Below are 13,973 nucleotides of genomic sequence, written 5' to 3'. Positions count from 1 at the left end.
ACAATCAGAGACCATTCTTCGTCGCTGATATCAGACGGATATGGTTTGCGTGCAGTATTCATCAATCTGTTCTGCAACACTCACGCCAGAAAGTACATAACACCCTTTAGGAGATAGGAGGCGCTATGATTGGGGAAAGATCAAGTGAGCGCAGAAAAAATCTTTTCAAAACAATTATCTAAACCCGCTTTATTCTCACCTTGCGATTGTCGCAACTTGAGAAGCAATCCTGCCCCCGCAACCAATGTAGCCTGCTCTTTATCGGCAGAGCGCAGTTTTCTTCGGTTGTGGGCCCCCGCAATACCCGATACCGACACTCCCGAAGCCCTGGCTCCGGGAGTGTTCGTGTTTCTGGCTCCTTGAGCGCGTGAGGCGGCGAAATCCAGCAGCGTGCCTAGCTCGCCGTGGAGCGTGGCATGCATCTCGCCCCGGCCCTTGCCGGGATTAAGCACGATCTTCTCGATCAGAGTGCGGATGGCCTCTGAGGCTTCCTGCCGGTCCTCGGGATGGTTCAGCGTCTCGGCCAGCCGCTCTACCTTGTGCTTGAAGATCCCGGCGACGTTGGGATGAATGTCCGGCACGTCCTGCGGCTGGGCGGCGAGCAGGGCGACCAGTTCATCCTCACGGGCCTCCATTTCGCGCATGCGCTCGACCATGCCGCGCGTATAGCCGCCATCCTCGATGACCTGGAGCATCTGTTTCAGCCCCTTGCGCAATTTGGTGAGTTCTGTCTGCCATCCGGCCGTGCTGGCGCGGCGTTCATGGTTGGCTCGGTTGGTTTCTTCGACATAAGCGCGCATGGCCTCGGCGGCTGCTTCCGGCGTCATCAGCCGGTCCTTGAGACCCGACAGCACGCGGTCTTCCAGTTCCGGGCGACGGATCGTGGTCCTGTTGGTGCAGGAGCGGTTGTCCATGTGGGTGGAGCAGGCGAAGCGGTCGCCGCCCCTGATCGAGCAGGGACCGCCGCATACCCCACAGAACACCAACCCCGACAGGAGCGACTTCGGCCGGCGCTGGCCGTTCAGCTTGTTGAGGGAGGCGCGGATACCGGTGCTGATGTTCACGCTCTTCTCTGCGATCAGCGCCTGCCGGGCACGGACGGCCTGCCAGAGATCATCATCCATGATCCGCAGCTCCGGCACTTCGGTAATGATCCACTCCGATTGCGGGTTCAGCCGCGACACGCGCTTGCCGGTCTGCGGGTCTTTCAGATAGCGCAGGCGGTTCCAGACCAGACGTCCGACATAAAGCTCATTGTTCACAATACCGGTGCCACGCAGGGCGTTGCCGCGAAGGGTGGTGTTGTTCCACTTACCGCCGGTAGGGCTGGGGATGCCTTCGTCGTTGAGGCGGCCGGCGATGGCAAGCGCGCTCCGGCCCGACGCGAACTCACGGAAGATGCGGCGGACGATTTCTGCCTGCGCGTCGTCGATCTCGCGCTCGCCCCGGATCAGTTCGCCCCGTGCGTCCATCTGATGCACGACGCGATAACCGTAGCAGATCCCGCCGCCGGACTTGCCCGCCTCGACCCGGCCACGCAGGCCGCGATGGGTCTTCATCGCCAGGTCCTTGAGAAAGAGGGCGTTCATCGTGCCCTTGAGGCCGACATGCAGTTCGGAGATCTCGCCTTCCGCCAAGGTGACGATCTGCACCCCTGCGAATTGCAGCCGCTTGAACAGGGTGGCGACGTCGGCCTGGTCGCGGGACACGCGATCGAGCGCCTCCGCCAGCACGAGGTCGAATTGTCCGGCCTGGGCGTCGCGCAGAAGGGTCTGGATGCCGGGACGCAGGATCATGCTGGCCCCGGAGATCGCCGCGTCACGGTAGGTATCCACCACCCGCCAGCCTTCGCGCGTGGCGCGCTCTTCACAGAGCCGGAACTGGTCCTCAATAGAGGCCGCCCGCTGGTTGTCCGAAGAATACCGGGCATAGAGCGCGACACGGGTCATGATTCTACTCCTTCGGATTTCTATGGTTAGCGACGTACGGCGGCGCTTTTCTTCTGTCGGGCGAGGGCGACAAACTCCGACTTGATCTTGGTAAACAGGCCCGGCGGAATAAAACCGTAGGCGAAAACACCCGCCTTGCCAGGGATCGGCGACACGCCGCCGCTCGGCCATTCATCGACGTTGTGCTCCGAGACGATGACCCAGCTTGGCACGTCATCCAGTCCGATCGCTGCCTTGACCTTCGGTGGTATCTCGATCCCGACCGTCTCGCCGGAAGGCGGCGTGTGGGTGATCGGCAGAAGCACGACATAGCGGGGCCGCAGCACGCTGTCGCTGGCAGCAACGAGGCAGGCGGGACGATCTTTGCCCTGATCCTGTCCCCGCGCGGCTTCATGCGTCCATAGATAATCGTAACGGACGACGAGGCCCGGTTTGGGTTCGGGAAACGACACGGACGGCCCTTATTTCAGCAACTCGTCGAGATGAGCATGATCCGGGTCCATCTCGGCGCGCTCCACAGCCGCCAGCACCACGTCGGACACGTCCTCCGTCCGGTGGCTTCGCTGGGCCGCCGCGCGGAGCCAGTCATAATGATCGGCGGACAACAGCACATATTCGCGGCGGCCATGGCGGGTGATCTCGACCGGCTCGCGTTGGGCCTGATGCTGGAACTCGCCGAATTTGCGCTGGAATTCGAGGGCGCCGACGGTGGGCATGGGCGGGGCATCCTGCTGGTGGATTGGTGATGCTCAGATTATACGTATAATACCTCTTTCTCAAGGATAATCTCACTCCTCGTGCTCCGACGCTACTGTACCGACCGGATCGTTGTCGTTGGCGATCTGCTCCAGCCGACGCTCGAATTCCTCGCGGGCGATCTGCCGTCCCAGCAGGCGCGCCAGGACGAGGATCAGTGCGTCCGTTCGCGCCTTCATGGTCGGATCGGGAAGAACGGATTGGATATTGCTGCTGGGTTCGTTATCGTTGGCCGGAGAATCCGGTCCGGCGTTCGATATGCGGTTTTCGTCCGTCATCGTCCTGCCCTTTCCGTCTGGAGAGGGCAGCAGCTTCACGTGCTGAAAAACGTCGCGCAACCGAAAAAATCAAGACATTTCAGTAGATTGTCGGCGTGTATCAGTTGCTGCGTACTGAGGCGTAGTCAGGCGTACATATGGCGGTGTTTTGCTCACAAATTGAGGAATCACAAGTTGGTGAGAGGTCAGTTGCACGTAAGATTTGGCGGCGACGACGACCGCCTCCGTCTCGTTTAAGGTGTTCTTCTACCTTGCCGGTTTGGCGGGAAATCGACGATCATAGGCGTTTTCTCCGACTGGTGCGTCAGACTTTTACGAGTTTGATTGCGCGCTCGGGACAGGCCTTTACACATAAACCGCAGGCACGGCACTGATCGGCATGAGGCGTGTACGCGACCATTCCCCCATGAACATGGCTTTTGATCTTCCCGACAAATGAAAGCTCCCGATAGTCGGAACGGTCGATCTTTCGAACCTCGAAAACATTGTAAGGGCACACGGCGACGCAAGCGTCTTTTCCCTCACAGCGATTGAAATCCACAATCGGGACGACCAGCCCTGTCCGACCCTCTTCCAGGCATTTAGGTGTGCTCATCGCTCTTTCCCTGTTTCCGGTCGTTTCGATGCCGCTCATTTGACGCCTTGTTGCAAACTCCGACTTTGCCGAAGCCCCCGCGCGAACATCTCAAGCGTCGTCGTCGGCCTCCCCAGTTTTTCCCAGGTTCCCCCAGCATAAAACGGATCTTCGTGATCTCCGAAATAGGCAAACAGATGCGCCACGAATTTCATTTTCGGATTGAAAAGGCCGATCATCCGCATGACCCAGAGCGGCGCCACGCGAATTTTGAGAGAGGGGTCGTAGTTTTTTACAAACCGCTCCAGCGCCTGTTTGACGGAAATTGCTTCCGGTCCCTGTACAGGACAATATTCCGGCATCACTTCAGGATTCTGAAACGCCTCGACCACCCATCGCGCGTAATCCGCGGCGCTGATCCACCAGATCTTGACGCGCGTATTCCCGATCCACTGGATCGCGCGTCCGCTGATCATGTGCGGTAGCAACTCCATGAAATGGGTCGGCGCGAAGAAGGTATGGCGGATACCGGTGTCCGCAATGATTTTGTGCCCTTCCATCCGGATGATGTTGGGCACAATGTTATGCTCGATGTTTCCAAGTGCCGGTGGATAGGCGCCAAGAGCGCCGATCTTTGCAATATACCGGATGTCCAGTCCCTGTATGGTCGTCATCAGGTTTCGCACACCTTCCCGCTCTTCATAAAAGGGAAGATTCGGGTCCGCCGTTTCAGTTGCAAGATTGAGATAGAGCGCGTCCACCCCGTCGAGAGCCGCGCGCAGGCCCGGAACGTCCCGCAGATCGGCCTGAACGATCTCGACAGTGTCCGGGAGCATCCTACGTGCCTTTTCCGGCGAGCGGACGATGGCGCGGACCTCGAAATGTCTGGCCAGTTCGGTCGCGACCGGCGCGCCAAGCCGACCCGTCGCACCAATGACAGCTATTTTCCTGATCGGTTTCATGGTGTGTCTTGATCCATCGATGCAAAAATTATCCTGAGTTTTTCAGGGTCGTAATGCCGGTTTATCGCGGTGTTTCTGAGGCCGATCCCGCGCAGCAGGAAACGGACCGTGTTTTCGATCAGCTTTTCGCGCGTCACGCCGTATTCGACGACTGTGATATCGGGCAGGCTGATCAGATGCAGCGTGTTCGCCAGATGATGGACGAACCAGATCTCGGCACTGCCGGTATGAACACCGTCCTCAACATCGCCTGCGTCCTGCGCAACCCGGAAAGATCGTTCGAAAACGGCGATCCAAGGCTTCACATGCCGGTCGAGGAAAGCCTTTGCGAACTGTCCGTCGCCCAGCAGACTGGCCGTGACAAGCCGCTTGGTATCATCGTGAGACTGCGCATCCCCGATGCCGGGGAAGACCGCCTGCACGAGCAAGGCCACACCTGTGATCAGTGTTGCTGTCGAAGGTACTGCCTCGGCAAGAAGACGACTGCCGACGGCGTTGGCTTCTACGCAATGAGATTCAAGTTCTGCGTAAAGCACCTCCTTACTGGCGAAGTGCCGGTAAAGGAGGGCCTCGGAGACACCCGCCGCTCTGGCGATCTCTTTCGTGGTCGCACCCTCCCGACCAAGCCGGGCGAAAACGGGGGCAGCTGCTGACAGGATTGCCTGCCTGCGGTCAGTCGCGGAAAGTCTGGAGGGGCGTGGTGGCATGGTTTCTCCTTATGGAGAAACTATAAGTAAATACTCACTTATATGCAAGCATTTGTTGCGTCTCGGCGCAAGGGACGGGCGCGATGTCGGCAATCCTGCTGAGTATCAGATCCACGCCATTTAAGGCCGGCATCATTGGGCTGCCAGGAAGGACGACATTAATTTCCGTCATCCTTCCAGCTATATTTGTGTTGTCTGAGGAACTGATCACGAAGAAGAGTGAACGCGATGACCGACGATTCCTCCTCGTTGCTCACGACGATCGAACTGACGTGGATCGAAAAACAGGTCGAACGCTGGCTGCGCTTCGGGCGACCGGTCGCGGACACGATCCTTGACCGTCGCCGTCGTCTGTTGAGCTTTGTTCCCGGCAGCGTGTTCGCCTTCGTGCGCTGGGCCGCCAACGACTATGGCACAGTTGAATCGCACATCGACATCGTGCGCACGGTTGGCTTCGGCGAGGACTACCAGACCGTCCCCTGCGTCCAGCCGGGCGGCGAGGTGTTGCTGCACCAGAGTTCATGGCCGCGCGTCCAGCGTGTGCTGGAAGCGATCGACACGATCGAGGCGCAGGACATCGACTCGATAGAGGTCAGTCCCGATTACTGGCGTCACCTGCACCATCGGTTGGAGGCACGGCAGCAGCCCGACGCCTATACCAAAGCACGGCATCGGGCATGGCTGCGTCGTCGCGCGTTGCATTGAGTGTGCTTCCCGCGTCTGGCTTACCGACGTTTGCCCGTGCCTTTCCCTTCTCTTTCCGGCCAGCTTTTCCATCCTCCTGTCGCATTCGTTTTGTGCCGGGACAACGCGGCGCTTCGCGCCGCGAGCGGAAGGCGCCGGCTGCGCCGCCGCGTCTCTTTCGGGTCGTCTTTGGCGCTGCTTTGGACACCATTGCGGCGCACAATCCGACGTTTAGTGACACGAGTTTTCCCGCATCCGGAACACCATCTGCAGGCGCTGGACGGGCGGCCCGGATGCACGACGAACGCACGCTGACGGACGGGGCATCGTCGCTGGGAGCGTCACCAGTTTGACGATCCTCGATCATGTGCGGATGTCGTTTTGGTCGTGTCAGACGCATGGTTTTGACGTGTTCACGGCACGCCATAAGACGCACCGAAGATAGGTCGCGGCGCAGCGTTTCGTCGTTCCGTTCGCGTGGTGTCGGGAGGCAATCTGTGGTAGGTTTTGCCAGTCCCCCCGGTCAGGCTAGAAGTGGCCATCAGATTCGAAAAAGTCTAATGTAGAAGCCAAAAAGAAGAAAAAACGTGAGGGCAAGATTAAAGGAACCGGCACTCCTGCCGGTCCTGACCTGCGGTTTTCTCTGTCTGCACATGGGGTTAGGGAAAGTTTGAGTAGCACTCTGGATTTCAGGCGTCTGAGCCGTCATTTTTCAGGAGTGAGGGTTTCCCGCCCTTTCTGACGGCACTGTTCCCCGAAAAGCCCGGTTTTCGCGAGGTCTGGCCATGGCGCAGGATGACGACACCGCGTTCCGTGCGTTCCGTCCCCGACCGGGACGCATCCGCTCGAAGGGCGGTGCGGCGCGTGGTCGCACGGACTTTCTGGCTGCGGTTCGTACACAGGTTCGTCGGCAATCCCTGTCCCCCGGAAAGAGGGGAGGCGGCGGGTCAGGCGGCGGCAATGGCCGCCGCTCATCTTCCGGGTTGGGTGCGATCTCGCGTGCGGGGAGCGCGTCGCGTTCCGCGTCTTACCGTGGCGTGGGGCGCGGGCGTGGCGCGTCCTTCGTCCGGGCGCGTGGGATTGCCGGCTGGCGTCATCAGGTTCCTGGTTCCCGGCGTGTGACGGTGAAGGCGAGGGTGGTGCGTCAGGCCGGGAAGGGAGGCGGGGCCGCCGCCCACCTGCGCTACATCCAGCGCGACGGGACTTCCCGCGACGGCGAGCGGGGTGTCCTCTACGGCGCGGAGACCGACCGCGCCGATGCGAAAGCCTTCCTCGAACGTGGCGCGGAGGACCGGCATCAGTTCAGGTTCATCGTCTCACCGGAAGATGCCGACCGGATGGATGATCTGACGGACTTCACGCGCGACCTGATGACACAGATGGAAGCCGATCTCGGTACGCGGCTGGACTGGGTGGCGGTGAACCATTTCAACACCGCGCATCCCCATGTCCATGTCGTGGTCAATGGCCGCGACGACCAGGGCAAGGACCTGGTCATCGATGGCGGCTACATCACCCACGGCCTCCGCGAACGCGCCTCCGAATTCGCGACGCTGGAACTCGGTCCCGTGTCCGAAATCGAGCAGCGCCACAAGCTGGAAGCCGAGATCGACCGTGACCGCTTTACCCGTATCGACCGCGCCCTGCTGGATCAGGCGCGGGATGGAAGCCTCGACATGCGCCCCGGTATCGAGACGCCAGCCTCCGATCTGGTTGATCGGCGGCTGCGCCTGTCGCGCCTTACGAAGCTGGAACGCATGGGGCTGGCGAACCAGACAGCGCCGGGGCGGTGGACGCTCGACGAGCGGCTGGAAGAGCGTCTGCGCAATCTCGGCGAGCGGGACGACATCACGAAGCAGATGCACCGCGCCCTGAAGGCACGAGACAAGGGAACAGCGCCGACGCGCGACCCGGCGCATTTCCGCTTCCATGGCGAGACCCCCGAGAAGCCCGTGATCGGGCGACTGCTCGACCGGCACCTGACGGACGAACTCGGGGAGAAACTGTCGCTGGTGGTCGATGGCCTCGACGGGCGGGTGCATCATCTGCGCGGCTTCGATCCGGCCCAGATGGAAGATATCCCCGGTGGCGCGATCGTGGAGATCGCGGCGGCCCCGGTCCCCGACAAGCCGCGTCCGTCCGACCGGGCGATCCTCGCCCATACCGAGGAGGGGATCTATCGTCCTTCCGCCCATCTGGAGCAGATGCAGCTCGACCGCTGGAGCATCAAGGGTAACCCGGAAGACCTGATCAAAGGCCATGTCCGCCGCCTGGAGGCTCTGCGGAGGGAGGGGATCGTGGAGCGGCTGGACGCCGACCGCTGGCGTATCCCGGAAGACTTCCAGCAACGCTCCGTCGCCTATGACGCCGCCCGTGCGCCGAAGGCGACGGTGCGGCTGCTGTCGGCCTTCGATCTGGAGGCGCAGATCGGCGCCGATGGCGCGACCTTGCTCGACCGGCGTCTGGTGGCCGGAGCCAGCCGCGACGGCGACCGGGTGGAGGCAGGCTTCGGGGGCGAGGTCGGTGACGCCCTGGCCAGACGGCAAAAAGCCCTGATCGACCGTGGGGACGCCAGCCTCACCCCGGAGGGCATGGTGCGCTACCGGAAGAACCTGCTGGCGACACTGGAAGGGCGGGAGGTGGAACGGATCGGGCAAGCCATGGCCGAAAAGCGAGGGAAGCTGTGGCGTCCGCTTGATCGCTTCGAGACCATCCAGGGCACGATGAAAGGTCCGGTCGATCTGGCTAGCGGGCGCTTCGCGGTGCTGGAGAGTGGGCATGAATTCTCGCTGGTGCCCTGGCGTCCGGAGATCAGGAAACAGCGCCAGAAGGAGATGGCCATTTCCATGGACGAGCATGGTGGCATCTCCTGGGAACTGGGACGGGGCAGGGGCCTTGGCCTGTAGCGGGAAAGCACCACGAGTCGTTCCGGAAGGCAGACAAAAACCGACAGCCGCCGCCAATTTTACGCCAGGCTACGCCCCTGTACGATGCCGATCGAACAAGGGCTTGCGCGACAAAAATTCCGCGTCACTCTGTCATGATACCCCCAGAAAAACGGGAGCACGGCGATGACCAGACGGCAGCGGATGAACGTGTATTTCGAGCCGGGCCTGCTCAAGCAGGTCGAGGCGCTGGCCGAGCGCCGGAAGGTGTCGAAATCGGCGGTGATCGAGGCGGCGGTGCTGTCGCTCGTGTCCGGCGAGGACGATGGACGCCGGGATGCGGCACTGTCGAAGCGTCTGGACCGGCTCGGACGACGGATCGACGATGTGGACGAGGCCGTCGCCGTGCTGGGTGAGGCATTCGCGCTCTATACCCATGCCTGGATGATGCGCCAGCTTCCCATCCCGGCGAATGAGAACGAAGCAGCGAAGGACCGGGCGGCGGATATGTATGTCCGGTTCAACGAGGTGCTGGTCCGGCGGCTGGCGAAGGGGCAGCGGTTCCTCAATGAGCGGGTAAGAGACGTTGCAGGGCGTAAGGAGGCGGATGCGGGAACATAGGTTATTCGCTGCGCACTTCCCGCGAGTCTATGAGAGCGGCCAGAAAGTCGGCTCCGCGAAACGCCTCCGTCCGCACGGCCTTCCACAGGACGAACCCGTCGGCCCGCACGAGAACGACCCCGCTTGCGGAAATCCCATACGCGGCCAGAAACACGGCGTCGGGATCCTCCACGTCACGTCCCACGACATGGCAGGACATCGGAACTCCACGCGTGCTGCATGAAGCCTCCGCCTCCCGGCACCAGTCTGCCGCGTCTTTTCCGGCCAACAGCACTAGCCCGTCGCCGAACAGATCGAGGCTGGAGAGGCGCATGCCGCCCCGTTTCAGCCAGACATGCGGCGCACGCGTCCCCGGTTCGGCATGGAGGTCGCGCGGAGGCACGGCGATCGGGTTCGGCACGTTCCAGGCGTCGGGCAGGATCGGATAGCGATACCCCATGCTGATCGTTTCCTCGTCTAGGACCGGTTGAAGCGCCTCAAGGGGAAGCTGGACGTCCGAACGCTGCGCCAGCCGTGCCGTGGCCTGAGCGACAGCCAGCCGCACGACTGGCCCACGTTCCACTTCGTAAAGGTCGAGAAGAGAGTCCGGCGCGTTGTGTTTGATCACGGAAACGAGCTTGAACACCAGATTATGCACGTCGTGGATGCCGGTATTGGCCCCGAACCCGCCCAGAGGCGGCGTGCTGTGAATGGCGTCACCAGCCAGAAAGACCCGACCTTTCCGGAAGCTGTCGGCATACCAGGACGACAGACACCAGGGATGGATATCGACCACCTCGATCCGGTCCGGCGGCATTCCAAGGCAGGAGGCCGCAAGCGACCGGCAGTTTTCGGGCGTGAAGCGCACAGCATCGTCCGCGTCCATCGGGTCGTACTCGATGCTCAGGACGACCGAGGTGAGATCGGTGCTCCAGGACAGGAAGGCATTGATCCCGGCCTGCCGCACCCATGCAAAGCTGAGGGGCCGCCCGCGCAGGGCGTCGCGAATGTCGCAACGGAGCGTAATGCTCATGGATTGGACGAGATCACCCAGCCCTTCGGTCCCGATGCCGAGACGATCGCGCACCATACTCCGATTGCCGTCGCATCCGATTACGTAATCGGCGTGGAGTGTGGTCTCGGTGCCGTCGTCCGACCTGAATGTCGATCCCGCCTAGAGGTATACTCGGCGATACCCGCAAATGCCGTGGCCAGATTTCCCGTGAAACCTAACGTTCACGGCCCTTTGCCGACCGATCAGAGTTTAAACGTGTGATTAGCATTTTAGACGGCAATGTGGAGAGAATGTCGGTGTCGGACAGACCGTGCCCCCGCAACCACTTCCAGCATAATTCACTACAAATCGACTGCTGACGCAGATGTTGCTGCGTCTTATCAGTCGTTTGCGCGTGTTCCGACCCTCGAAAGAAGGCCCGGCGATTACGCGCGTCGCCATTACGTCGTGGCCAACAGGGCCGCCTGCCAGACATGAAGTCTTTCGCGTTTTTCGAAACTTCATGCCGCTAGGAGGCCAGGATGGTCGATAAAAAAATAGAGCGCATCGAGCACCTCGACAGCCTGAGGACGATGTGTCTCAAGCTGGCCGCCACGCCGATAAACACAGCTCCATTGGCGTCAGTGACGCAAGAGCGGGAAGCCGACGCCAGACTACATGCCTGGCTAAGGTACTACGAGCGGTCTCGCTCAGTTCTAAACACATGCCAGGAAGGGGCTGTGGATGCTGCTTACTTTGAGAAAAGACGGCTTGCCTGGTTGAGAGATTTTGTCCGATGTCGTTCGCGAACAGCCGGCATCGAGATATGGGACCTTAGAAAGAAGTCCTGGGTCGAACTTCGGTTTAACCTCAGGGTTCTGTGTCCGGATGTCATAAGGAATAAGGCTACTTTCGATCAGATCGAAGTGGAGATCGCTCAACTCGTTGATCCGGCTAACCATTACACAAATGCCCAGCGCCTGGAATGGCTCAAGACCAATATCAGACGCAGACCGGGTCGAAGTGCCATTGAAATGTGGGATGCCAAGCAGACCCTCTGGCTCCCGTTAAGCGACGCTAAACTGAGAGACGTTTATCCCGTCTATGTGAGAGGAAACGTGCCTGACCGGCAGGTGGGGCTGGAGTTCGTTCAGGTTCTTGAATCGCTCGCATCACCCAACTATGAGGATCCAGTCGTCAGGCGTGCCCTCGAGCAGAGAACGACTTGCTTATTTTACAGCAATATCCAACGTCTGATGTGGCTGCGTGATTACACCAGACGCAATTTGGAAACAGACGATCTGGAAATTTGGCATGTCCTGCACGACACATGGGCGGTGGTGAAACGCGAGACTGTCGATGGCCTCTGTCCAAGTCAGGTGAAGGGATGCGTCTCCGAGGACCAGCTCTGGGATGAAATCGTGCAGTCCGCTGATCTGGCTCCTTCATACGAAGGAAGATATCCGCCGGTACGACACTATACGGATGACGATGTGATCCTCTGGGCCTGGCAGAATTGTCGATATTGCGATGTCGATGGCCCTCTTCAGGTTAAAATATACTCCATCATGGAGGGTAAATGGTTTCGCATCGCTGGCGGAGCGTGGATAGCGCATTTGCCGAAGGCCCTCACAGCCGGGCGGCATGATGGCCAGATACAGCGTCTGCTGACTACGGGCATGCAGAGTCTCTATGGTCTGCCGTTCCCGTATGGCGGCAGGGGGACGATGACAGTGGGGGAGGTTGCTTCAGATCTGCTGTTCGGGGGTGTTGAAACCGGTCTGTCTCTCGACACAGCGGCGGAGATAAAGCCTTTGATGACGCGCATTCAGGAGCTTACGGATCCTGTGCTGCGAGAACAACTTGGCACCGACATGCAAGGTGGGGTGACCATGGCAAAGATCGCCGCTGAAGTGCTGGATTATGAGCCAGGGCTTAAGCCTGCCGAACAGGCGTATCTGTCAAGGCGACTCAAGGATCTTGGATGGGTCCAGCGCCGGACGGCCGCCGCACGCCTTTGGTGTCCGCCAGCTGGCTTTACTCGGTTAACTTGAGCAGAAAAGGGTTTTCAAACTTCCAGCATATCATTGTTTTTTATAACTGAAGCCCGGCAATGCTGCTCGATCATCATCATGATCGAGCAGAACCTCGTTGTTCGGTCTTGAGTGCAGAGAGGCTCATAAAAATTCGTCTCAGGCGAAGCTCTACAATTCAGACAATGCTCTCCCTTCCAGAAGCAGTCAGTCTGCTTACGCCTAATTCTGTTGAAAAAGTCAGATCGAGGTGTCCGGTCAGGATTTCGTATGCAACCAGGAATGAAAGTTTCCTATGATTACAGCATTCTAAATGTTGCAATATCGAACTGGATTGCTGCGTAGAAGCTCTACGATGACTTTTTCAACAGAATTGCCTCATAACCGACGTTCGAGATTTCGAGCGCATTGCCGCATACCAGACGTCATCCAACACGACCTGAGTCGCCGTCAATAAGAACAAAATGGCATACACTTAATTCTATCCATATAACTAATTGATTTCTATATTGTTTTTTTGGGAATATTAAGATGAGCGTAAATTATGGAATTTTTTGTCGTTGTGGGGCTTGCCCTTGCCATAGGCAGCCAGTAAAGAGGGAGGGCCTCATATCGAAGGCTTAGGCTGCCCAAGGAGGTAGCCTAAAACGCAGAAAGCCGCCTGGCCCACTTTAGACGGGAGGCCAGACGGCTTTCTAGAATCCACACGGCCTATGCCATAAGGAGTCTATAATCATGTCTAAACGACAGGATCAGCAAAACTACCGCATTACGGAGCTCGAGCGCAAGGTCAAAGGTGTTCAGAGCCAAGTAACGGGCTTGCGAACCGACAGTGCTGCGCTTCAAAAGCAAGCCAAGGATGACGCCATGCGCATCCGCAATCTTGAGATCAAGGTGGCATGCCAACGTGGCATTCCTCACAAGACAGTCGCCGAGATTCATGACATTAGCCCCGCGCGCGTAAGTCAGATCGTCAAGCAGACGGTTTGATTGGCAAGGAGAGAGGAGGGCAATTCCTCTCTCCTCGCTGAACTGCCTATCTGTTCTACGATGTGGGATGAGACCTGCGGCTTACATTCTCATTCAAGACACAGAAAGCGGCAACATAGATTCTTGATAGCCGCCACGACCAAATGATAGCTTATCAGCAGACTTGGTCCATCAGTTTAGAGACATAAAATTAATGTGGACTAGGGCGTGTCGTCAGTTAATTCCGATGGTGGCGGAAACGAGTTTCGCTGCTGCGAGGAAGGTTGATTTCAGCTTGTCACTGCTTCAGTCTGGCGAAGAACCGTTCAATGATGTTTCGTTTTTTATAAATTGAAAAACAGATTTTTCGTGGGCAGATACGGTTTTTCTTTGAGGGGATAACCGGTGTGATCTCCCGCTCTTCAAGCTTTTCGATGAGGGGATCGGCGTCATAAGCCTTGTCGGCGATGAAGTGAGGTGGTCCCGTCCGTTCGGACAGTTTTGCGGGCTTGATAAGCTATACCCGGTTGTTGTTATGCCGCCCTTCTGACGGCGTTGCTGTTGGCCATCTGGTCCGGGGTT

15 protein-coding genes and 1 pseudogene are annotated in these 13,973 nt (G+C 59.1%); 6 read left to right on the top strand and 10 right to left on the bottom strand.

Annotated elements, in window-relative coordinates; genetic code table 11:
- Positions 1 to 140: 140 nt before the first annotated feature.
- The 7 genes from GOB87_RS15060 to GOB87_RS15030 all read right to left on the bottom strand — a co-directional run bounded on the left by GOB87_RS15060 (position 141) and on the right by GOB87_RS15030 (position 5,226).
- Positions 141 to 1,949: a recombinase family protein gene (locus tag GOB87_RS15060; protein ID WP_166318611.1), complete on the bottom strand. Its 1,809-nt coding sequence runs from the start codon at positions 1,947 to 1,949 to the stop codon at positions 141 to 143.
- Positions 1,950 to 1,975: 26 nt separating this feature from the next.
- Positions 1,976 to 2,401 carry a hypothetical protein gene (locus tag GOB87_RS15055; protein WP_166318608.1) on the bottom strand — a complete coding sequence of 142 codons (426 nt, stop codon included), beginning with the start codon at positions 2,399 to 2,401 and terminating at the stop codon, positions 1,976 to 1,978.
- Between the two features lie 9 nt (positions 2,402 to 2,410).
- Positions 2,411 to 2,665 (bottom strand): type II toxin-antitoxin system prevent-host-death family antitoxin, encoded by a 255-nt coding sequence (locus GOB87_RS15050; protein WP_166318605.1) that lies wholly within the window; start codon positions 2,663 to 2,665, stop codon positions 2,411 to 2,413.
- A gap of 72 nt (positions 2,666 to 2,737) precedes the next feature.
- Entirely contained in the window at positions 2,738 to 2,983 is a 246-nt protein-coding gene (locus tag GOB87_RS15045) for a hypothetical protein (protein WP_166318578.1), read from the bottom strand.
- Positions 2,984 to 3,287: 304 nt separating this feature from the next.
- Positions 3,288 to 3,617, bottom strand: coding sequence for a 4Fe-4S dicluster domain-containing protein (locus tag GOB87_RS15040; RefSeq protein ID WP_198911729.1), 330 nt, complete (start codon positions 3,615 to 3,617; stop codon positions 3,288 to 3,290).
- Positions 3,614 to 4,519: an SDR family oxidoreductase gene (locus GOB87_RS15035; protein ID WP_166318602.1), complete on the bottom strand. Its 906-nt coding sequence runs from the start codon at positions 4,517 to 4,519 to the stop codon at positions 3,614 to 3,616. The genes GOB87_RS15040 and GOB87_RS15035 overlap by 4 nt, the downstream gene beginning before the upstream one ends.
- A complete protein-coding gene (locus GOB87_RS15030; RefSeq protein ID WP_166318599.1) occupies positions 4,516 to 5,226 on the bottom strand; it encodes a TetR/AcrR family transcriptional regulator in 711 nt (236 codons plus the stop codon). Before GOB87_RS15030 ends, GOB87_RS15035 begins: the two co-directional genes overlap by 4 nt.
- Positions 5,227 to 5,454: 228 nt before the next feature.
- On the opposite strand from GOB87_RS15030, the gene GOB87_RS15025 reads away from it, so the two are divergent.
- From GOB87_RS15025 to GOB87_RS15005, 4 genes are all read left to right on the top strand, one after another.
- On the top strand, positions 5,455 to 5,931 hold the full coding sequence (locus tag GOB87_RS15025; RefSeq protein ID WP_166318596.1) for a DUF2840 domain-containing protein: 477 nt from the start codon (positions 5,455 to 5,457) through the stop codon (positions 5,929 to 5,931).
- The gene (locus GOB87_RS15020) at positions 5,904 to 6,263 is read left to right on the top strand and encodes a hypothetical protein (RefSeq protein WP_166318593.1); all 360 of its coding nucleotides are present in this window, start codon (positions 5,904 to 5,906) and stop codon (positions 6,261 to 6,263) included. Before GOB87_RS15025 ends, GOB87_RS15020 begins: the two co-directional genes overlap by 28 nt.
- 432 nt (positions 6,264 to 6,695) lie before the next feature.
- The gene (locus GOB87_RS15010; RefSeq protein ID WP_166318590.1) at positions 6,696 to 8,816 is read left to right on the top strand and encodes a relaxase/mobilization nuclease domain-containing protein; all 2,121 of its coding nucleotides are present in this window, start codon (positions 6,696 to 6,698) and stop codon (positions 8,814 to 8,816) included.
- Between the two features lie 165 nt (positions 8,817 to 8,981).
- Positions 8,982 to 9,416, top strand: coding sequence for a ribbon-helix-helix domain-containing protein (locus tag GOB87_RS15005; protein WP_166318587.1), 435 nt, complete (start codon positions 8,982 to 8,984; stop codon positions 9,414 to 9,416).
- Between the two features lies 1 nt (position 9,417).
- On the opposite strand, the gene GOB87_RS17075 is transcribed toward GOB87_RS15005, so the two are convergent.
- Together GOB87_RS17075 and GOB87_RS17070 are read right to left on the bottom strand one after the other, a co-directional pair.
- Positions 9,418 to 9,855: an aromatic-ring hydroxylase C-terminal domain-containing protein gene (locus tag GOB87_RS17075; protein ID WP_338421442.1), complete on the bottom strand. Its 438-nt coding sequence runs from the start codon at positions 9,853 to 9,855 to the stop codon at positions 9,418 to 9,420.
- Between the two features lie 96 nt (positions 9,856 to 9,951).
- A pseudogene (locus GOB87_RS17070) lies at positions 9,952 to 10,539 on the bottom strand (FAD-dependent monooxygenase); the annotation flags it as partial.
- Between the two features lie 392 nt (positions 10,540 to 10,931).
- On the opposite strand from GOB87_RS17070, the gene GOB87_RS14995 reads away from it, so the two are divergent.
- Positions 10,932 to 12,443 carry a hypothetical protein gene (locus tag GOB87_RS14995; RefSeq protein ID WP_166318584.1) on the top strand — a complete coding sequence of 504 codons (1,512 nt, stop codon included), beginning with the start codon at positions 10,932 to 10,934 and terminating at the stop codon, positions 12,441 to 12,443.
- A gap of 714 nt (positions 12,444 to 13,157) precedes the next feature.
- Positions 13,158 to 13,412 (top strand): hypothetical protein, encoded by a 255-nt coding sequence (locus GOB87_RS14990; protein WP_166318581.1) that lies wholly within the window; start codon positions 13,158 to 13,160, stop codon positions 13,410 to 13,412.
- A gap of 277 nt (positions 13,413 to 13,689) precedes the next feature.
- Here GOB87_RS14990 and GOB87_RS17200 read toward each other — a convergent pair whose 3' ends face one another.
- Complete coding sequence (locus tag GOB87_RS17200) at positions 13,690 to 13,827, bottom strand: hypothetical protein (RefSeq protein ID WP_408737170.1); 138 nt, start codon at positions 13,825 to 13,827, stop codon at positions 13,690 to 13,692.
- Positions 13,828 to 13,973 lie beyond the last annotated feature (146 nt).

The sequence above is a fragment of the Acetobacter estunensis genome (genome assembly GCF_011516945.1).
In the GTDB taxonomy this organism is placed as follows: Bacteria; Pseudomonadota; Alphaproteobacteria; order Acetobacterales; family Acetobacteraceae; genus Acetobacter; species Acetobacter estunensis.
The sequence above is the reverse complement of the archived record's forward strand: the minus strand, read 5'-3'. Positions and strand labels throughout refer to the sequence as shown.